Source organism: Streptomyces sp. NBC_01669, from assembly GCF_026339735.1.
GTDB lineage: Bacteria > Actinomycetota > Actinomycetes > Streptomycetales > Streptomycetaceae > Streptomyces > Streptomyces yanii.
This window is the reverse complement of record NZ_JAPEQG010000001.1, coordinates 4653246-4673246: the sequence shown is the minus strand read 5'-3', so window position 1 is coordinate 4673246 and position 20001 is coordinate 4653246. Positions and strand designations below refer to the sequence as shown.

At 68.1% G+C, this 20001-nt stretch carries 17 protein-coding genes, 1 pseudogene and 1 riboswitch; of the genes and pseudogenes, 9 read left to right on the top strand and 9 right to left on the bottom strand.

Going from position 1 to position 20001, the window contains the following annotated elements; genetic code table 11:
• Positions 1-155: 155 nt before the first annotated feature.
• The gene (locus OG972_RS20910) at positions 156-1046 is read right to left on the bottom strand and encodes a GNAT family N-acetyltransferase (RefSeq protein WP_266983664.1); all 891 of its coding nucleotides are present in this window, start codon (positions 1044-1046) and stop codon (positions 156-158) included.
• A gap of 454 nt (positions 1047-1500) precedes the next feature.
• Between OG972_RS20910 and OG972_RS20905 the strand changes: the two are divergent.
• Positions 1501-2625: pseudogene (locus tag OG972_RS20905) on the top strand (globin domain-containing protein); the annotation flags it as partial.
• Between the two features lie 44 nt (positions 2626-2669).
• Here OG972_RS20905 and OG972_RS20900 read toward each other — a convergent pair.
• The 4 genes from OG972_RS20900 to OG972_RS20885 form a co-directional block, all read right to left on the bottom strand.
• Entirely contained in the window at positions 2670-3149 is a 480-nt protein-coding gene (locus OG972_RS20900) for an NUDIX domain-containing protein (RefSeq protein WP_037702185.1), read from the bottom strand.
• A 53-nt stretch (positions 3150-3202) separates the two neighbouring features.
• A complete protein-coding gene (locus OG972_RS20895) occupies positions 3203-4099 on the bottom strand; it encodes a LysR family transcriptional regulator (RefSeq protein ID WP_266983659.1) in 897 nt (298 codons plus the stop codon).
• A 220-nt stretch (positions 4100-4319) separates the two neighbouring features.
• Complete coding sequence (locus OG972_RS20890) at positions 4320-5444, bottom strand: cystathionine gamma-lyase (RefSeq protein WP_266983657.1); 1125 nt, start codon at positions 5442-5444, stop codon at positions 4320-4322.
• 39 nt (positions 5445-5483) lie between these two features.
• Entirely contained in the window at positions 5484-5861 is a 378-nt protein-coding gene (locus OG972_RS20885) for a phage holin family protein (RefSeq protein WP_266983655.1), read from the bottom strand.
• A gap of 68 nt (positions 5862-5929) precedes the next feature.
• Between OG972_RS20885 and OG972_RS20880 the strand changes: the two genes are divergently transcribed.
• From OG972_RS20880 to OG972_RS20865, 4 genes are all read left to right on the top strand, one after another.
• Positions 5930-6247, top strand: coding sequence for a cupin domain-containing protein (locus tag OG972_RS20880; protein WP_266983653.1), 318 nt, complete (start codon positions 5930-5932; stop codon positions 6245-6247).
• A 127-nt stretch (positions 6248-6374) separates the two neighbouring features.
• Positions 6375-6587 (top strand): DUF5326 family protein, encoded by a 213-nt coding sequence (locus OG972_RS20875; protein WP_266990618.1) that lies wholly within the window; start codon positions 6375-6377, stop codon positions 6585-6587.
• Positions 6588-6831: 244 nt separating this feature from the next.
• Complete coding sequence (locus OG972_RS20870; protein WP_323135881.1) at positions 6832-7602, top strand: helix-turn-helix domain-containing protein; 771 nt, start codon at positions 6832-6834, stop codon at positions 7600-7602.
• A gap of 100 nt (positions 7603-7702) precedes the next feature.
• Entirely contained in the window at positions 7703-8140 is a 438-nt protein-coding gene (locus tag OG972_RS20865; RefSeq protein ID WP_266983651.1) for an SsgA family sporulation/cell division regulator, read from the top strand.
• A gap of 81 nt (positions 8141-8221) precedes the next feature.
• Here OG972_RS20865 and OG972_RS20860 read toward each other — a convergent pair whose 3' ends face one another.
• Positions 8222-9559, bottom strand: a complete 1338-nt coding sequence (locus OG972_RS20860) for a YibE/F family protein (protein WP_266983649.1) — start codon at positions 9557-9559, stop codon at positions 8222-8224.
• 70 nt (positions 9560-9629) lie between these two features.
• A riboswitch (TPP riboswitch) is annotated at positions 9630-9763 on the top strand.
• On the opposite strand from OG972_RS20860, the gene thiC reads away from it, so the two are divergent.
• Together thiC and OG972_RS20850 are read left to right on the top strand one after the other, a co-directional pair.
• Positions 9756-11546 (top strand): phosphomethylpyrimidine synthase ThiC, encoded by a 1791-nt coding sequence (gene thiC / locus OG972_RS20855; RefSeq protein WP_266983647.1) that lies wholly within the window; start codon positions 9756-9758, stop codon positions 11544-11546. It overlaps the preceding riboswitch by 8 nt.
• Before the next feature lie 161 nt (positions 11547-11707).
• Positions 11708-13120 (top strand): NF041680 family putative transposase, encoded by a 1413-nt coding sequence (locus tag OG972_RS20850; protein ID WP_323135951.1) that lies wholly within the window; start codon positions 11708-11710, stop codon positions 13118-13120.
• A 333-nt stretch (positions 13121-13453) separates the two neighbouring features.
• Here OG972_RS20850 and OG972_RS20845 read toward each other — a convergent pair whose 3' ends face one another.
• From OG972_RS20845 to OG972_RS20835, 3 genes are all read right to left on the bottom strand, one after another.
• Complete coding sequence (locus OG972_RS20845) at positions 13454-14278, bottom strand: hypothetical protein (RefSeq protein WP_266983643.1); 825 nt, start codon at positions 14276-14278, stop codon at positions 13454-13456.
• Between the two features lie 182 nt (positions 14279-14460).
• On the bottom strand, positions 14461-15516 hold the full coding sequence (locus OG972_RS20840) for a metallophosphoesterase (protein WP_323135880.1): 1056 nt from the start codon (positions 15514-15516) through the stop codon (positions 14461-14463).
• Positions 15517-15689: 173 nt separating this feature from the next.
• Positions 15690-16802 (bottom strand): LacI family DNA-binding transcriptional regulator, encoded by a 1113-nt coding sequence (locus OG972_RS20835; RefSeq protein ID WP_266983641.1) that lies wholly within the window; start codon positions 16800-16802, stop codon positions 15690-15692.
• A 369-nt stretch (positions 16803-17171) separates the two neighbouring features.
• Between OG972_RS20835 and hisC the strand changes: the two genes are divergently transcribed.
• Both hisC and OG972_RS20825 read left to right on the top strand, forming a co-directional pair.
• On the top strand, positions 17172-18251 hold the full coding sequence (gene hisC / locus OG972_RS20830; protein ID WP_266983639.1) for a histidinol-phosphate transaminase: 1080 nt from the start codon (positions 17172-17174) through the stop codon (positions 18249-18251).
• A 235-nt stretch (positions 18252-18486) separates the two neighbouring features.
• Positions 18487-19998: a cytochrome ubiquinol oxidase subunit I gene (locus OG972_RS20825; RefSeq protein ID WP_266983637.1), complete on the top strand. Its 1512-nt coding sequence runs from the start codon at positions 18487-18489 to the stop codon at positions 19996-19998.
• The last annotated feature ends 3 nt before the right edge of the window (positions 19999-20001 follow it).

Below are 20001 nucleotides of genomic sequence, written 5' to 3'. Positions count from 1 at the left end.
TGGACGGAGACCGGAAGCCGGTGTGGACGGTGATGGAAACGCCGGCCGGCATCCACGGTGACACAAACGTCCGGCTCGCGGTTTGGTTCGACTGACAGGACAACGGGCCGGTGACAGGCATTTCCCCGGCTCGGCGCCGCTCAGCCCGGTCCGCGTCAGCCCGTCGCCACGGTCAGCGGTGCGAAGCGACGGGTCCAGTCGCCCGGCAGGTCGGGGGACCGGTAGGCCATCACCGTGGTTCCGGAGCCGGCCGGCTGCAGACCGCACTCCTTGAGCCGGTCCAACAGTGCTTCATGACGTGCGTCGATGTCCGCGCGCAGGGGACGGTCCGTCGCCTGCGCGAGGGAGCCGATGAGTGCCATCGCCGTGACGGTGTCCCGGGCGATCAGCGGACCGACCACATGGACACCGTCGCTCGGCCACAGCGCCGCGTAGCCGACAAGCCCGCCCTCGTCCTCCGCGACCCGTAGGTGATCTGCGAAGGCCGGCAGCCGAGCAAGGAGATGCGTCCGGTCCGCGCCGAACACTTCTGCGTCCAGCCGGAGCATGGCACGCAGATCCTCGGCCGTCGCCGGGCGGACGGTCATGCCGGACGCTGCGGGAGCGCCGCCGCCCGACGCGCCGGTCGGCCGGAAACGACCACTGATCCGCTCGGCCCGGCCCACCGCTTCGAAACCGAGCTCTTCGTACAGCGGCCGACCGGCCGGCGTCGCGTACAGGCTGAGTGACGTCTTCCCCGCCGTTTCGATCACCTGGTGCATCAGGCGCCGGGCGATCCCCTGGCGCGCGTACCGCTCGGCGACGAGGAGCATGCCGATGGCGGCGAGTCCCTGGCCGTATGAGGTCATCACACAGGAGGCCATCAGGCCTTTGCCCTCGGGATCATCGATGCCGTAGCCCGTCCCTGCGGAGAGGAGCAGAGCCCAGCGAGGCTCGTCACGCGGCCAGCCGCGGTCCTCGCAGAGATTGGCGCAGGGGACCAAGTCTCCCCGGGTGAGGAGCCGGATGGGCGTATCGGCGTGCGGGTGGGGCAGTGGGCTGGCCATGAGGGCCAGGCTGTCCGACGCAGTGATCGCTCGTCCACCGCTTTACCGGATCCGGTCGAGACGCATATGCGCCGACGGTGTCGATGGTGCCCGCGCGGCCAGAGAACCGAGTCCGCGGTGAGGGCTCGGCAGCGAGCTGCACACGTGCGCAGTTTCACGTGAAACACGCAGCTGAGCGGCGGTCAAGAGGTGATTCGGCGTTGCTACGTGTTGCCTGCGCTGTCCCCGGGTTCCCGGCTTGGCCATGGGGCAAAAGAGCATAACGGGAGAACTGGTTCGGATACCCGGACTTCCCGCTATTTGTCCGACCTGCAGGCGTCGCAGGCATGCTGGGGCGAGGGACCGCAGGCGCTGCGTGCGGTGTCGGCACGCTCATGCGACCAGAAGCTGCTCGAGGCGAGGCACAAATATGGACGCTCCGGCCACCACGTCGACCGGTGATGGAACACCGAGATCTCCCGATGCGACCCTGATCCATCGCACCCTGGCGGAGGTCAGTCCTGTGGCGGACCAGGCCACCTCGTACTTCTACGCCCTGCTCTTCGTGCGCCACCCCGATCTGCGGGCCATGTTTCCGGTCGCGATGGACACCCGGCGCGACCGTCTCCTCCGGGCGATCCTCACGGCTGCCGACCGGATGGACGACCCCGATGCGCTGGTCGAGTACCTCGGTGGACTGGCTCGCGGGCACCGTAAATACGGCGCACTGCCCGCGCACTATCCCGCATTCGGCGAGGCTCTCCTCGGCGCATTGAGCCGCTACGCCACCACATGGAACGGGGAGACCGAAGCGGCCTGGATCCGTGCCTACACAGCGATTTCGCAGATCATGATCGACGCGGCTGCCGAGGACGCGGAACGGGCTCCCGCTTGGTGGCTGGCGGAGGTTGTCTCCCACGACCTGAGAACGCCCGACACGGCGGTCCTCACCGTCCGTCCCGGTCAGGCGTATCCCTTTCTCGCAGGCCAGTACGCCGCCATGGAAACACCGTGGTGGCCACGGATCTGGCGGCACTACTCCTTCGCCTCGGCCCCTCGGCCCGACGGTCTGCTCACCTTCCATGTCAAGGCGGTCCCGGCGGGCTGGGTCTCCAACGCTCTGGTGCGCCGGGCCCGCCCCGGCGACGTGGTGCGTCTCGGCCCACCCACCGGCTCGATGACCGTCGACCACACCACCCACAACGGTCTGCTCTGCCTGGGCGGCGGCACGGGCATCGCGCCCATCAAGGCGCTCGTCGAGGATGTTGCCGAGCATGGCGACCGGCGCCCCGTGCAGGTCTTCTACGGCGCACGCAGCGACCGCGACCTGTACGACATCGACACGATGCTGCGGCTCCAGAAGACCTTTCCCTGGCTCGCCGTGCGGCCTGTGGTCTCCAGCGGTACGGGGAGCGGGCTGAAAGGCCTGCTGCCCGATGCGGTGCGCGAGGGCGGTCCGTGGCCCGAGTACGACGCCTATCTCGCGGGGCCGCCGGGGATGATCCGCAGCGTCGCGGACGTCCTCAGAGGGATCGGTATGCCGCCCGAGCGCATCCGGCATGACCTCGTCGAGGAACTGGCGCCCCTGGGCCCGGGCTGACCACGACGGCCCATCCCATCGGCATGGGGCCTCCGGGCTCGCGATCAGCCCAGGTCCGGCGCGTGCATCGCCCGGACGCCCTCGATGTTGCCGTCCAGGTAGTGCCGCAGCGACAGCGGCACGAGATGGACGGCGGCGATCCCGATCCGGCTGAACGGCACCCGTACGACGTCGTACTCACCGCACGGATCGTCGATCTCGGGGCCGTGTCGCCGGGACAGGTCCATCGAGTCCAGTCGGCAGACGAAGAAGTGCTGGACCTTGACGCCCTTCACTCCACCGCCCTCGATGTGTTCCACGGTGTCGACGAAGCAGGGGACCACATCGGTGATCTTGGCGCCGAGCTCTTCGTCCACCTCGCGGTGGAGTGCGTCGACGACGGTTGCGTCCTCGGGCTCGACCCCGCCGCCCGGCGTGAGCCAGTACGGATCCACCCCCGGCTTGGTGCGCTTGATGAGGATGAGGTCGTTGCCGTCGAGCAGGATGGCGCGTGCGGTGCGCTTGACCACAGGACGTTCGGTCATGGCAAGAGAGTGGCCCACAGAACCCTTTCTGAAACACCCGCCCTGCCGTCGGGTCACCAATCGACGGCAGCACGCACCAGCCACTCGTGGGCCCGCGCGATATGCGGCAGTGCGAGCGTGCCGGTCCGTGCGGCCAGGAAGTAGGTGCGCAGCGGTGGCACGGGCGGGTCCAGGAGGGCCACCACCTTGCCGCGCTCCAGTGCCCCCTCGCACAGATAGCGCGGCAGTACAGCGAGTCCGGCGCCCGCCGCAGTGCACTCCAGGACCGCGCGAAGATCCGGCACGATGACGGCGCCCGCTGCGGCCGGTCGGCCGTCGAAGACGGCGGCCCAGTAGCGGGAGACGAGCGGAAGGCTCTCATGCACCTCCACCACCGGCAGCTGCTGAAGCACCACGGGACCCCTGCGCCGCAGCGCTCCGGGGCCGAGGCGTGCCGCCCAGCGCGGGGCGGCGACCAGCACATGCTCTTCGTCGCAGAGCGGAGTCGCGGTGAGCAGACCACCGCGCGGCCGGGCCGTCGCAATGGCCAGATCATGATGTCCGGCGGCGAGGCCCTCCAGCGCCTCCTCGGAATTGGCGAGGAACGTGCTGCGCAGGGCGAGGCCCTGGGAGAGGAGCGGGGCGAGCGCGGGCAGGGCCCGCAGCGAGGTGAATTCCGGCGGGCCGGCCAGATGCAGCGTCCGTACGACCGACTCCTCGTCGAGCCCCGTCTCGGCGATCTCGACCAGTGCGTCCAGATGGGGAGCCGCCCGGTGCGCGAGCTCGTCGCCCATGGTGGTCGGGGTGACGCCGCGGGCCCTGCGCAGGAAGAGCGGGCGGCCCAGCTGCCGTTCCAGTGTGCGTATCTGCGAGGTGACCGCGGGCTGGGAGAGACCGAGCAGCGCGGCGGCCCGGGTGAAGGAACCGGCCCGGTGCACCGTGACGAATGTGCGCAGCAGGGCCAGGTCCATGTCCGGCTCCCTCCCGCCCTTTCGACGCGTCCGACCCGAACAATCATAAATATGTCGATAGGTCGCTGTCGCTACTGTGATTGGACACTGACGCAGAGTCAATTAGCCTTGTCCAGGCGGTTCTTCGCGTGCGGAACCGGGACGGTCCGAGCCACGAGGGGGGAGGCTCGGACCGTCCGTACCGCTGGTTCTCCTCTGTCCTGATGTCCTGATCTGGCGTCTAGCCCATCGCCTCGTCCAGGGCCCGCTCCACGTCGGCGATCAGGTCGTCCGCATCCTCGGCCCCGACCGAGAAACGGATGAAGCCCTCCGGTACGGCGTCGCCGCCCCAGCGCGCCCGCCGTTCGGCGGTGGAGCGCACGCCGCCGAAGCTGGTGGCGTCGTCTACCAGCCGCAGCCCGGCAAGGAAGCGCTCCGCGATCTCGCGGTCGGGCAGCACGAACGACACCACGGAGCCGAAGCGCCGCATCTGCCGCACGGCAACCGGGTACGAGGGGTCGGTGGGCAGCCCGGGGTACCGCAGCCCGGTCACCTCCTGCCGTTTGCCCAGCGCCTCGGCGAGAACCAGCGCGGTCGCGCACTGCCGGTCGATGCGCAGCTCCAGCGTGGCCAGCGAACGGTGCGCGAGCCAGGCTTCCATCGGGCCGGGGATCGCCCCGACGACCTTGCGCCAACGCCGTACACCCGCAGCCAGCTCCGGATCCCGGCACGTCACATGGCCGAGCAGGATGTCGCCGTGCCCGGTCATGCCCTTGGTGTCACTGGCCACGGAGAAGTCGGCGCCCAGTTCCAGAGGGCGCTGGCCGAGCGGGGTGGCGAGCGTGTTGTCGACGGCCACCAGAGTGCCGGCCGCGTGCGCGGCGTCGATGACCCGCCGCAGGTCGCAGACGTCGAGTCCCGGATTGGACGGCGTCTCGATCCACAGCAGCCGGGCCCCTCCCAGGACCGCAAGCTGTCCGTCGCCCCCGGTCGGCGCGGTCCGCACCTCGACCCCGTACGCCTCCAGCTGCTCACGCACCAGAGGCAGCGCCTGATAGCCGTCGTCGGGCAGGACGACCGTGTCACCGGTACGTGCCTGCGACAGCAGCACCGCTGATATCGCCGCCATTCCGGAGGCGAACACCGTGGTCTCGACGGCCTCTCCCGGCGCTTCGAGCTCGCCGATGGCTCGTTCCAGATGGGTCCAGGTCGGGTTGGTGTCCCGTCCGTAGGTGTACGGACCGGTCGGCTCGCCGGAGAGATGGAAGTGTGCGGCGAAGACCGGACCGGGCAGGGTGGGTTCGTACTGCTCCGGTTCGGGAAGGCCTGCCCGTACCGTCCGGGTGCCGTCGCCCATGGTGCTCATGCTGTTCTCTCTGTTCTCTCTGGTATGTGCGGTGTCGGATCAGTCCTCGTCGGGCAGGACCACGTTCAGTGCCCAGGACACGATCGAGATGATGAGGCCGCCGAGCACGGCGGTCCAGAAGCCGTCGACGTGGAAGCTGAGATTGAACTGGCCCGCCAACCAGGAGGTCAGCATCAGCATCAGCGCATTCACCACGAGGGTGATCAGCCCCAGCGTGAGGATGAACAGCGGCAGGGTGAGCACCTTCACGATCGGCTTGACCACGAAGTTCACCAGGCCGAAGAGCAGGGCGACCAGGATCAGGGTGAGCACCTTGCGACCGGTGCTGCCGCCCGACAGCGTGATGTCGTCCAGCAGCCAGATGGCCACGGCCAGCGCACCCGCGTTGGCGATCGTCTTGACTACAAAATTCTTCATGTGTCTGATCGTGGCAGACGTGATCGGTGGCGGACACCGGCTGAACAGAAGCAAGGAGCGGACGGGCCATGAAGGCATTCAGGCTGGACGAACTGGAGGCGGAACGTGCCGCCAACGACGGCGCGTATCTGCAGTTCCTGCGGGAGCGGAACATGTCCGTCGGCCTGTACGCGCTGGATGCCGGCGAACTCGACCCGCAGCAGCCGCACCAGCAGGACGAGGTCTACCTCATCGTCAGCGGTCGTGCCTCGATCACCGTGGGCATGGAGACCACGCAGGTGGGCAGGGGAAGCGTGGTGTACGTACCGGCCGGCGTGGCCCACAAGTTCCACCACATCACCGAGGATCTGCGGGTCATGGTGGTCTTCTCTCCGCCCGAGAGCTGAGCCCGGCTCTCAGGGATTCCTCGGGGTTCGATCAGGGGAGATCGAGGGCTCCGGAGCCCCCGCAGGCGACCCCCGCGCCTCTAGCATCGAGTCAGGTACTCACAGGAATGAGGTAGGGACGATGGCTGTGCGGGAGATATTCGCGGGGATGCCCTGGTGGGTGAAGTGGGTCGCGGTGCCCGTCATCGCGATTGTGGTGTTCGGCGGTCTGATCGCCAGCGTGATCGGGTTCGTGATCGGTCTGCTCTTCAATGTCCTGGTCTTCGTCATCCTGGTCGGTGGCCTCGTTTTCGTCGTACGGAAGTTCATGTCCTCCTCGTCCTCGCGCGGCGACTGGTAGGGGCGGGCGGTCACCAGTCGGGCAATTAGCCCAGCTGGGCTAAGCACAGGATGAAATGACGCCCCCTGCTTACACGGCCGATACAGTGGCTGTCCGCTGCCGCCACCTGGGAATTAACTGTCCGTCACCGCTGTGACCAGTGGTTTGTGCGTACGTCCGGTCTCCGGACCTCAGGTTTGCGGTAGGACCGTGGGGGCGGCCCCCACGGACGGGCCGACCGCCCGTCGCTGCCTGGGGGTGACTTTTGACCACGGCATCGAGCACCGCTGTTCCGACGTTGATCGGTTCGGTTCAGCGGGCGTTGAGGCTGTTGGAGGCTGTGGGCGCCCATCGCGACGGGGCGCCCGCGAAGCAGCTCGCACGGGAAGCAGGACTTCCTCTTCCCACCGCCTATCACCTGCTGCGCACCCTCACTCACGAGGGCTACCTGCGCCGCGAGAACGGCGTCTTCCTCTTCGGCACCGCGGCCGAGCGGCTCGTCGACGACGGCTGTCTGCAGAATCGTCGCAGCAGAATGACCCAGTCGCTGGCCCGCTGGCGCGACATCATCGGTGCGCCGGTCTACTGTGCCGTCTACCGCGAGGGTGAGATCGAACTCATCGCGGTCGCCGACGCCCCCCCGGCACCCGCGGTGGACGAGTGGGCCTCGTTCCGGGAGACCGGGCATGCCCATGCGCTCGGTCAGTGTCTGCTCAGCCGGCTCGATGAGAAGGCCCGTGAGGACCATCTGGACCGTCACCCCGTGCAGCCGCTCACCCGCTATTCGTTGCGGGACCGGCCGGCGCTTCTTGAGCGTTTGAGATCGCTGGAGCGAATGGAACCTGTCATCGAACGACAGGAGTACACCCTGGGGACGGTCTGCGCGGCCATCCCGATCACGGCCGGATTCACTGCCGCCGCCATGGCGATTTCCATGCCTCTCGACCAAGAAGATCGATTGCTCCCCGCAGTCGAACGACTACGAAGTGAAGTGGCGAGCCTCTTGCGTTCGTTCGTGTTCTCTATCAGTATCTGAAAAATCACTCCTTGTGATCTGCTATCGCGTGCACCACGATGGCGTCAATAGGGCCAGGGGGATCATTCCTGGCCAGATTCATCTACTGCGGGGTTGGACGATGCGCGAGTCGGTTCAAGCTGAGGTCATGATGAGCTTTCTCGTTTCCGAGGAGCTCTCATTCCGTATCCCGGTGGAACTCCGGTACGAGGTGGGCGATCCGTATGCGATCCGGATGACCTTCCACCTGCCCGGCGACGCCCCTGTCACCTGGGCTTTCGGCCGCGAGCTGCTGCTGGACGGCCTCAACAGCCCCAGCGGCGACGGCGATGTGCACATCAGTCCCACGGAGCCCGAGGGGCTCTCCGACGTCCACATCCGGCTGCAGGTCGGGACGGATCGCGCCCTGTTCAGGGCCGGTACAGCGCCACTCGTTGCGTTTCTCGACCGCACGGACAAGCTCGTGCCCCTCGGGCAGGAGTGCACGCTGAGTGACTTCGAGGGCAGCCTGGAAGAGGCGCTGGGCCGGATCCTGGCCAAGGAACAGAACGCCGGCTGAGGAAGACTGCGCGCACGGCCTACCGTCCCGATCGAACGCCGTATCTGCCGAACGGGTGATATGTGCTCCGCGTCGAGGTGCTCAATGCCTCGCCCTGCGACGCCGGCCCCTCCCGCCCCGTACGGGTGCCGAAGCTCCTGCTTCCGCTCCGAGCCCTGTGCGGTCCGCGGAGACGACCAGTGCCGCGAGCACCGTCGTCACCGGCACCGAGGCGACCAGTCCGATCGAGCCGACCAGCGTCCGGACGATCTCCTCCGCCACCAGCTCGCTGTTGGCCACCGTCCCCACGCTGCTCTGCGCGATCGAGAACAGCAGCAGGAGGGGAAGCGCGGCGCCCGCGTAGGCGAGCACCAGCGTATTGACCACCGAGGCGATGTGGTCGCGACCGATCCTGATCCCTGCCCGGTACAGCTTTCGCGCACCCATGGCCGGGTCCGCCTGGTGCAGCTCCCAGACTGCCGACGTCTGGGTGACCGTCACGTCGTCGAGCACACCGAGCGAACCGATGATGACGCCGGCCAGCAGCAGGCCGCTCAGGTCGATGTGTGGGTAGAGGCCGTGGATCAGACCGGTGTTGTCGTCGGTGTTCCCGGTCAGGCTCGCCCAGCCGATGAAGAGCGAACCGAGCAGCCCGATCAGCAGCAGTGAGATCAGCGTGCCGATGACCGCGACCGAGGTACGGGCGGTCAGACCGTGGCACATGTAGAGCGCGATGAGCATGATCGCGCTGGCCCCGACGACCGCAACGAGTAGCGGATTCGACCCCTGAAGGATCGCGGGGAGGATGAACAGGGTCAGTACGGCGAACGACACGGCGAGCGCGACCAGCGCCATCAACCCGCGCATTCTGCCGACGACGACCACTGCGAGAGCGAAGATCCCGGCCAGCAGTGCCATCGGGAACTTCCGGTTCACATCCGTCACGGAGTACTGCAGGTCATGGGGCGCGTCCGGGGCGTACGCCACGACCACCCCCTGACCCTCGCGCAACTGCCGGGGGGCGTCGGGCTGAACGATCTCGACGAACGTGCGCCCCTTGTCGTGCCCGGTCGTCACCTCGACCGTGGCCTTCTCGCACAGCCCCGGTCCCTGGCCGGCGCCCGCGCCCCCCGATGGCGTCGTGGCGCCGCCCGTGACCGGCGTCTGCGCGGCGTTCACGTTCTTGCAGTCGACCTTGTCGACGCTCACCACCCTGCCCTGCTGGGTCTGCCGGTCGAAACCGACACCGGTGCGCTCGTGCGCGGGCGCACCGCCCGGCCATAGGACCATCAGGCCGACAACGACCGCCGTGGCGAACGGGATCAGCACGGCCGCGATGACCTTGCGTAGATGTGTGGAGACCGGTGCAGCGGGTCCGTGGCTGTGCGAATGCCCGTGCTGATGGTCCTGCGTTTCGGGGGCGCTCTGGAGGGACGTCACCGGGCGATCATCGCAAGAAGGAACAGGCCCTCTGTCCAGCACGCCGGAACAGGCGCTAGCGTGGTGGCACCTTTGCACACGCGGGAGCTCGGAGCACCGGGCTGAGAGGGCGCTGATATCCGTACATTCGTACGGGACAGGCTGCGCCGACCGCCGAACCTGTTACCGGGTAATGCCGGCGTAGGGAGTAGGTCTCATGACCACATCGGACGCACGCACGCCTGCCTCGAACCAGAGCGACGAGGCCGGACAGTCCATCGGCTGGCACAAGGGATACGTCCAGGGCCCGCGCCCGGACCTCCGGGTGCCGGTGCGAAAGGTGCACCTCACCAACGGCAAGGACGTGACGCTGTACGACACGTCGGGGCCGTACACCGATCCCACCACCGAAACCGACGTACGGCGCGGTCTCGCACCCCTGCGGGAGAACTGGATCATCGCCCGCGGCGACACCGAGGAGTACGCGGGCCGCCCCGTCCGCCCCGAGGACGACGGGCTCAAGCACACCTCGCCGCGCGGCGGACTGCGTAACCTCGACGCCGTCTTCCCCGGCCGTCCGCGTCAGCCGCGCCGCAGCCGCGACGGGCAGCCCGTCACCCAGCTCGCGTACGCCCGCCGGGGCGAGATCACCCCGGAGATGGAGTACGTGGCGATCCGGGAGAACGTCGAACCCGAGTTCGTACGCGAGGAGATCGCGGTCGGCCGGGCGGTCCTGCCGGCCAACGTCAACCACCCGGAGATCGAGCCGATGATCATCGGCAAGCGGTTCCTGGTGAAGGTCAACGCCAACATCGGCAACTCCGCGGTCACTTCCTCCATCGAGGAGGAGGTCGAGAAGATGACCTGGGCGACGCGATGGGGCGCCGACACGGTCATGGACCTCTCCACCGGCCGCAATATTCACACCACCCGTGAGTGGGTGCTTCGCAACTCCCCCGTGCCGATCGGCACCGTGCCCCTTTACCAGGCCCTCGAAAAGGTCGACGGCAGGGCGGAGGAGCTGACCTGGGAGATCTACAAGGACACCGTGATCGAGCAGGCCGAGCAGGGCGTCGACTACATGACGGTCCACGCCGGCGTGCGGCTGCCGTATGTCCCGCTCACCGCCCGGCGCAAGACCGGGATCGTCTCCCGCGGCGGGTCGATCATGGCTGCGTGGTGCCTGGCGCACCACAAGGAATCGTTCCTGTACGAGAACTTCGAGGAGCTCTGCGAGATCCTCGCGACGTACGACGTGACGTACTCGCTGGGCGACGGACTGCGCCCCGGTTCGATCGCCGATGCCAACGACGAGGCGCAGTTCGCCGAACTGCGCACGCTGGGCGAGCTCAACTCGGTCGCCAAGCGGTTCGGCGTCCAGACCATGATCGAGGGCCCGGGCCATGTCCCGATGCACAAGATCAAGGAGAACATCGACCTCCAGCAGGAGATCTGCGAGGAGGCGCCGTTCTACACGCTCGGCCCGCTGACCACCGATATCGCCCCGGCGTACGACCACATCACCTCGGGAATCGGCGCGGCGATGATCGCCTGGTGGGGGACGGCGATGCTCTGTTACGTCACGCCCAAGGAGCACCTGGGCCTGCCCAACCGGGACGACGTGAAGACGGGCGTCATCACCTACAAGATCGCGGCCCACGCTGCGGACCTCGCCAAGGGGCACCCGGGAGCGCAGGGCTGGGACGACGCACTGTCGGACGCGCGGTTCGAGTTCCGCTGGGAGGACCAGTTCAACCTGGCACTCGACCCGGACACGGCCCGGGAGTTCCACGACGAGACGCTGCCGGCCGAGCCGGCGAAGACGGCCCACTTCTGTTCGATGTGCGGCCCGAAGTTCTGCTCGATGAAGATCAGCCGAAGCATCTCGGAGCAGTTCGGCGGCGACGAGCCCGCGGCGACCGAGGCCGAGATCGCCGAGGGCATGATGAAGAAGTCGGCGGAGTTCGCGGCCGCCGGCAACCGGGTGTACCTCCCGCTCACCGACTGAGCTTTTTGTTTAACCTCGCCGGGTCACCTGACCTGCTGATCTTGCCTTGTTTCTGAGACAGCAGGACGGCCGTTCTTCACGCTTCGAGGTGTCGAGCAACGTCGCGTGAAGGAACGGCCGCTGTGAAGAGTCTGGCCCCTGCAGGTCCCGCTGACGCAGCACTGAGCGTGCTGTCCCACTTTCGTGTCGAGTTCTACGACTGCCTCTACTCCCGTGCGGATGCGCTCTTCGAGCTGACCGACGCAGTGCTGTGCGCGGACGGTCCGGTGACGTCGCTGGCCGAGCTGACGCTGACGGCCGAGCACCGGCGCGGGCACGGGGCGATGTACGACGCGGTCAACCACGGCTGGCTGGAACCACGCCGCCTGCGCAGGCTCCTCGCCTCCACACCGCTGCCGCGTGCCGCCGACGGGCGGATCGTCCTCGCGGTCGATGTGAGCAACTGGCTGCGTCCCGACGCCCCGACCAGCCCGGACCTGCTGTTCTGCCATGTCTACGGGCGAGGCCGCAGCGCCGACCAGTTCATCCCCGGCTGGCCCTACTCCTTCGTCGCCGCCCTGGAAACAGGACGCACATCGTGGACCGCTGTGCTGGACGCGATCCGCCTGGGCCCTGCCGACGACGCCACGGCGGTGACTGCCGCCCAACTCCGCGACGTCTTCACCCGGCTCCTGCGAGCCGGCCAGTGGAAGCCCGGTGACCAGGACATTCTCATCGTCATGGACTCCGGCTACGACGTCACCCGCCTCGCCTACGTCCTGGCGGACCTGCCCGTCGAGCTGGTCGGCCGGCTGCGCTCGGACCGGGTGATGCTCCGTGACGCCGGACCGCGCCGTTCCACTCCGCGCGGCGGGCAGCCCCGCAAGCACGGCGGTGTCCTCACCTTCTCCAAGCCGGACTCCTGGCACACCCCCGACCAGGCCACCACCTGCACCACCACCCGCTACGGCACGGCCGAAACCCTCGCCTGGGACCGGATGCATCCCCGCCTGACCACCCGCGGCCCCTGGCTCGACCACTGCGGTGAACTCCCCCTGATCCACGGCACGTTGATCCGGCTGAAGGTCGAGCACCTGCCCGGCGACCGCGACCCGAAACCGGTCTGGCTGTGGTCCTCACGCACCGCGATGACCAGCACGGACGTCGACCTGCGCTGGCAGGCATTCCTGCGGCGCTTCGACCTGGAGCACACCTTCCGGCTGTTCAAGCAGACCCTCGGCTGGACCGTCCCCAAGGTCCGCGACCCACACACCGCCGACCTGTGGACCTGGCTGATCATCGCCGCCCACACCCAACTCCGCCTCGCCCGACCGCTCGCCGAGGACCTCCGCCGCTCCTGGGAACGGCCAGCCGAACCCCGCCGTCTCACCCCCGCCCGCGTCCGCCGGGGGTTCCGCCACCTCCGCGCGAAGACCGCCCGTCCCGCAGGAGTGCCCAAACCCTCCCGGCCCGGCCCCGGACGCCCACCCGGCTCCAAGAACCGCAGGCCAGCCCCACGGCACGAACCCGGGAAGACCGTGAAACGAGCCGAAACCCTCACCGAACACGTCCGCCTGAAACAGCAGCGAGGTTAAAGATCAAGCTGAGTAGCCGTACCGGAACGGCCCGCGGCCCCCGGAAGCCACCGGGGGAGCCGCGGGCCGCTCCACCCGCCGGCTGCCGGTGGCAGCCGTTACGTTTCCCGCGTGGCCAGGCCGGCAGGGGAGGCGCAGGGGTGAGTGACGTGGAATCGGTTGTCCTGGTCTCCTGTGCGGAGGAGTGGGATCTTGCGGCGTGCGCTGTGGAGGCCGCCGACCCGTGAGGCGGCGACGGCCCTGGTGGACCGAGCGTTGCTGATCCCAGGGCCCGTGGTGCCACGGCTGGTGATCCTCCACCCCTCACGAGGCAGGCCGGGCCGCGGCGCCCGGTCAGTCCGGTTCGTGTTCCGGGCCGCCGAAGTCCGGACTGGTGAAGTCCGGGCTCGTGAACGACGGGCGGGGGCCCGCCGCCGGCCCCTCGTCCGGCCCCGTGAAGTCCGGTCTGCTGTAGCCGATCTTCGGGATTCGGTTGACCGACGGTTGCGGTGCGCGCGATGCGGCGCGTGCGGTGGGATCGGCGAGTGCGTTGCGCAGGAACGGCAGGATGCCGCGCTCCAGCAGCGCATGACGCCAGGCCTCCCTAGCGCGCGCCACCTCCTCCGGCAGTTCGTCCTCGGCGTCCTCGGCGGGCAGCGCGGTCGATCCGTTGCGCAGCGCCGTGATGAGCAGTCCGACGGCGGCGGCCAGTATCGCGGCCGCAGTGGCTGCCGCGAAGAACCACCCGGCGGCGACCATGGTGTCGGCGAACGAGGGGGGTCGGCTGAGCATCTTCAGCAGGTAGCCGACCAGCAGGAAGATCAGTGCGGCGGTGCCCGCGAGCATCGGTGCCAGGACCGTGACGACCGCCCCTATCCCGGCGCCCGGCCGGTCCGGATCGTCCGCGTCGGAGCCGAGGCCCGAGCCCTGGGCGGAGTCGGCGGCCGGTCCGCGCAGCTCTTCGCGGGCCTTCACATAGTGGTCGTACTCGGTGGCCGCCGCCGTGGTGATCAGCGCCGTGGCGTTCAGTGCCATGGTGCGCAGCTGTTCCGCGTTGAGCCGTTCGCCGACTCCGGCGAGATCCGGTCGTTCGTGAGCGTGACGCAGCGCGTCGCCGAGGATCCGCTCGTACTCGGGTCGGTCCTCGGCCAGCAGGTGCGGAGCGCTGTTCATGTGCATCCCCCGATGCTCCGTTGGGCCTGACTGCCCGCTTTGGCCGGGCAGTTGGGCGGAAACGGAGGAGAGCCTGCTACTGATACGCCGATGGTAGAGCGCCCACGGCACGGGGTGACAGGGGGTTTCCGTAAATAGGCCCAGTGTTCGGCGTGGTCAGGTCGTGGATGCGTTTTCCCCGAAGACCGTCAGTCATGCAACGGCAGCTTGACGACCAGTAGCTTTCCGGCCATGGTCACACCGCCGTCCATGGCGATCGCGAGCCCGTCCGCGTACACGTGCGGGCCCTCCACCACGGGTCCGGAGCTGTCCTCGCCGTCCTCCGAGCCGACCTCGCCGAGGAGATACGGAATGGGGCTGTGACCATGGACGATGCGCTGTCCGCCGTAGGCCGCCATCAGCTCCTGGACCGCCTGCGGACCCGCCTCGTCGCGGAAGGCGAACCGCTTGGTGAGCTTGCGGAAGAGGTCCCAGCACTCGTCTGCGTCGTTACGCGTGAGAATGGCGTGCACGGTGTCATTGACGTCCTCGATGGTGGAGCCGTAATCGAGGTACGCCGTCGTGTCGGAGTGCATCAACAGATGCCCGTCCTCCTCGACGACCGCGTCGAGCCGGGACATCCACTGGAGGTGGTGGTCCTGGAGCCGCTCCATGTCGTTCTTCTGGCCGCCGTTGAGCAGCCAGGCGGCCTGGAACGTGGCGGTGCCGGCTCCGGAGTTCACCGGTGTGTCGCCGAACCGCTTGGCACCGATGAGCAGCAGTTCGTGGTTGCCCATCAGAGCTTTGCAGTAGCCGCCCGCGGCCGCGGCCTCGGCGGACAGGCGCATGACGAGTTCGATGACGCCGACGCCGTCCGGACCGCGGTCGGTGAAGTCGCCGAGGAACCAGAGCCGGGCGTTGCCCGCGGCCCACTGGCCCTCCGCGTCGATGAGCCCCTGTTCGGCCAGGGCGGCGTGGAGTTCGTCCAGATAGCCGTGGACGTCGCCGACGACGTGCAGCGGTCCGAGCCCCGGGTCCTGGGCGGGCCGAGGGTCGGGGACCGTCTGCACCTGGACGGTGTCACCGAGGTTGATCACGGGAAGATCGCGCGCGGTGGGCGTGTAGCCCTCCGGCTCGTCCGCCGGAACGGCACTGCCCGGATGCGGCGCCGCGGGTGGCACCGGAGTCTGCGCATAGGGCGGCACGCGGAAGTCACGCAACGTCGCCGTCCGCACCACGGGTTCCTGACCGGCCCCCTGTGTCATCGACCCCTCCACCACCGTCGCGCCGCCGTACACCTGACGGGCCCTGCTGGTCGGGGTGGTCCGCGGTGTCGTGCGCCCATCATAGGAATGCGGATCGTGCTGTGTGACGCACCAGGGGTGGTGAATCCCGGCGCACGCGAGGTTCACCAGTCGATTTGTCCCAATTTTACTGATCAGTCCCCTGAAGGGGCCCGCGGGGCGCTGACCGTGGTGCGGGGCGGACGGCGTTGCGAGGACGTCCGCACGATGAGTTCCGTCGGTATGACCTGTTCCACCGGGCCGTCCTGGTCGACGCCTTCGATGGCGTCGATGAGGAGCTGGACGACCGCCGTACCGATCCGGCGCGGTTTGAGCGAGAGCGTGGTGATGGGCGGCTCGGTCGTCGCGTACACGGTGGACTCGCTGCAGCAGACGAGCAGCAGGTCCTCGGGGACGCGCAGGCCGTACCGACGGGCGGCCGCCAGCAGATCGGTGCCATTGGGATCGAAGAGCCCGTAGACGGCGTCGGGCCGGTCCGGGCGGGCGAGCAGACGGTCGGCGGCGACCGCCCCCGCGCACGGGTCGTGGGCGGGATAGGACTCGTACACCGGGTCCTGGCCCACGCGCTCGCACCAGTGGAGGTACGCGGTGGTGGAGAGGCGGGTGTACGTGTCGGTGGTGGTGCCGGTGAGCAGACCGATGCGGCGGGCCCCGGCGGCGGCGAGATGGTCGAGGAGGTCGAGCACGGCGGCCCGGTGGTCGTTGTCGACCCAGGCGGTGACCGGGAGGGTCCCGGCCGGGCGGCCGTCCGAGACGACGGGCAGCCCCTGCCGGACGAGTTCGGTGACGACCGGGTCCTGGTCGGAGGGGTCGATGACGACAGTGCCGTCGAGGGCGACGTTCGACCAGACGTCATGGCGTGAGGTGGCGGGGAGAATGACGAGGGCGTAGCCGCGGGCGAGAGCGGCGGAGGTGGCCGCCCTGGCCATCTCGGCGAAGTAGGCGAATTCGGTGAAGGTGAAAGGTTCATCCCCGTACGTCGTCACGGTCAGGCCGATGAGGCCGGACTTGCCGGTACGGAGGGTTCGGGCCGCGGCGGACGGGCGGTAGCCCAGACGCTCGGCGACTTCGCGGACATGGCGGCGGGTGGCGTCCGGGAGCCTGCCCTTGCCGTTGAGCGCGTCGGAGACGGTCGTGATGGAGACCCCGGCGGCGGCGGCCACATCCCGGATTCCCGCTCGTCCCTGCCGACCGCCGCGCCGGGGGGTCTCCGTCCGGCTCACCTGGTGCTTCCCTGCTGCTGTCATGGCGAGCCGATAGTAGGGCTCGCGCGGACGGTTGGCCCGGCCGCATATTCACCCGTCGACAGGCACGTTTCTGCATGGTCACATAGCCGCAAATGCCTGGCAAAACAAGGGTGTTGGCGGGACGAACCGTAGTGTGTCATGCACTGAGGAGGATGGGCCTACTCAATGGTCGATGTTTCGAAGAGGTCTCAACTCACCTCTTCGAGGGATGCGCGCCACGGAGTGAGCCACCGGCGCGCGCCAGTACGAGGAACGCTCCCCTCACTCCCGGGCCCATCGGGCGATTCCGCTGCTCTGCCATTCGCAGCGGCGCGCAATCCTCATAAGGTGAGCAGTATTGATGTGTGCGACGGTCGAGGAGGACCTGCGGTGAGCGAGACGAGCCCCAAGCTGCGCGCCGAGCTGGACGGCGTCCCTGCCTATGTGCCGGGCAGGCCGGCGGCGGCCGGCGGACCGGTCGCATTCAAGCTGTCCTCCAACGAGAACCCGTATCCGCCGCTGCCCGGGGTAATGGAGTCCGCCCTGGCCGCGGCCGCGAACTTCAACCGCTACCCGGACATGGCGTGCACCGGTCTGATGAACGAGCTGGCCGACCGGTTCGGCGTGCCCGTCTCGCATCTCGCCACCGGCACCGGTTCCGTCGGGGTGGCGCAGCAACTGCTCCAGGCCACCTCGGGCCCGGGCGACGAGGTCATCTACGCCTGGCGCTCCTTCGAGGCGTACCCGATCATCACCCAGGTCAGCGGAGCGACCTCGGTGAAGGTTCCGCTTACCGACGGCGAGGTGCACGACCTCGACGCGATGGCGGACGCGATCACGGACCGCACCCGGATGATCTTCGTCTGCAACCCGAACAATCCGACCGGGACCGTGGTGCACAGGGCCGAGCTGGAGCGGTTCCTGGACCGGGTGCCGGGCGATGTGCTCGTGGTGCTGGACGAGGCGTACAAGGAGTTCATCCGCGACATCGACGTGCCGGACGGCATCGAGATCTACCGGGACCGGCCCAATGTGGCGGTGTTGCGGACGTTCTCCAAGGCCTACGGTCTGGCCGGTCTGCGGGTCGGGTTCGCGGTGGCCCATGAGCCGGTGGCGGCGGCGCTGCGCAAGACGGCGGTGCCGTTCGGGGTCAGCCAACTGGCACAGGACGCGGCGGTCGCCTCGCTGCGCGCCGAGGACGAACTTCTCGGCCGGGTCGGCTCTCTGGTCTGCGAGCGCGTCCGGGTGCACAAGGCTCTCGTGGACCAGGGCTGGACCGTTCCGGAGTCCCAGGCCAACTTCGTCTGGCTGCGGCTGGGCGACCGTACGGTCGACTTCGCCGGGTTCTGCGAGCGGGCCGGTGTCGTGGTCAGGCCGTTCGCAGGCGAGGGCGTGCGGGTCTCGATCGGTGAGGACGAGGCGAACGACGTGTTCCTGAGGGTGGCGGAGGCGTACCGCAAGGAGCTGTAGCGCGGCGCGTCCGGCCCGGGTGTACCGGAAGGCCCCGTACCTCTCGTTTCTCGAGGTGCGGGGCCTTCGCGTGGAGCGTCCCGATAGGGACCCCCCCTCGAACATCCCGGAAGTCTGTGCGTCATAATGCTTGTGAATGTGAACGCGTTCACAAGCGTGTCCTGTTTCTCCAGTGATCAGTCGGATTAACAGGGCGAACTGCCGCTGCGGCTACGGCGACGTAAGGAGAGACGACGTGGAGCTGGCTCTGGCGCCCGAGACCCTCGCGCGATGGCAATTCGGTATCACCACCGTCTACCACTTCCTTTTCGTTCCTCTGACGATCTCGCTCGCCGCGCTCACCGCCGGCCTGCAGACCGCCTGGGTGCGGACGAACAATCAGAAGTACCTCAGGGCGACCAAGTTCTGGGGCAAGCTCTTCCTGATCAACATCGCCATGGGCGTCGTCACCGGCATCGTCCAGGAGTTCCAGTTCGGCATGAACTGGTCCGACTACTCACGGTTCGTAGGCGACATCTTCGGCGCTCCGCTCGCCTTCGAGGCGCTGATCGCCTTCTTCTTCGAATCCACCTTCATCGGGCTGTGGATCTTCGGCTGGGACAAGCTGCCGAAGAAGATCCACCTCGCCTGCATCTGGATGGTCTCGATCGGAACCATCCTCTCCGCGTACTTCATCCTCGCGGCCAACTCCTGGATGCAGCACCCGGTCGGCTACCGGATCAACAAGGAACGCGGCCGGGCCGAGCTCACCGACTTCTGGCATGTGCTCACCCAGAACACCGCTCTCGCCCAGTTCTTCCACACCATCACGGCGGCCTTCCTGGTCGGCGGCGCGTTCATGGTCGGCATCGCCGCCTTCCACCTGGCGCGCAAGAAGCACATCCCGGTGATGCGCACCTCGCTCCGGCTCGGACTGGTCACCGTCGTGATCGCCGGTCTGCTCACCGCTGTCAGCGGTGACATGCTCGGCAAGGTCATGTTCAAGCAGCAGCCGATGAAGATGGCCGCGGCCGAGGCGCTGTGGGAAGGGCAGTACTCGGCCCCCTTCTCGATCTTCGCGGTCGGAGACGTGGCCAAGGGTCACAACACCGTGGAGATCTCAATCCCGGGGGTGTTGTCCTTCCTTGCGGACGACAACTTCAATTCGTACGTCCCCGGCATCAACGACATCAACAAGGCCGAGCAGGAACGGTTCGGCCCCGGCGACTACCGGCCCAACATCCCGGTCGCCTTCTGGAGCTTCCGCTGGATGATCGGCTTCGGCATGGCGTCCTTCGCCCTCGGCCTGCTCGGACTGTGGCTGACGCGGAAGAGGTTCATGCTGCCGCCGGGGCTGCGGACCGGTGAGGACGAAGTGCCGCGCCTGGTCCTCTTCAAGAACAAGGCGCTCAGCCCGAAGCTCGCCAGGCTCTACTGGATCGTCGCCCTGTGGACGCTCCTCTTCCCGCTGATCGCCAACTCCTGGGGCTGGATCTTCACCGAGACGGGCCGCCAGCCCTGGGTCGTCTACGGGGTGCTGCAGACGCGCAACGCGGTCTCCCCCGGCGTCTCGCAGGGCGAGGTACTCACCTCGATGATCCTCTTCACCCTGCTCTACGCGGTGCTCGCCGTGATCGAGGTCAAGCTGCTCGTGAAGTACATCAAGGCCGGACCGCCGGAACTCACGGAGTCCGACCTCAACCCGCCCACCAAGATCGGCGGCGACGACCACGACGACGCCGACCGGCCGATGGCCTTCTCCTACTGAGAG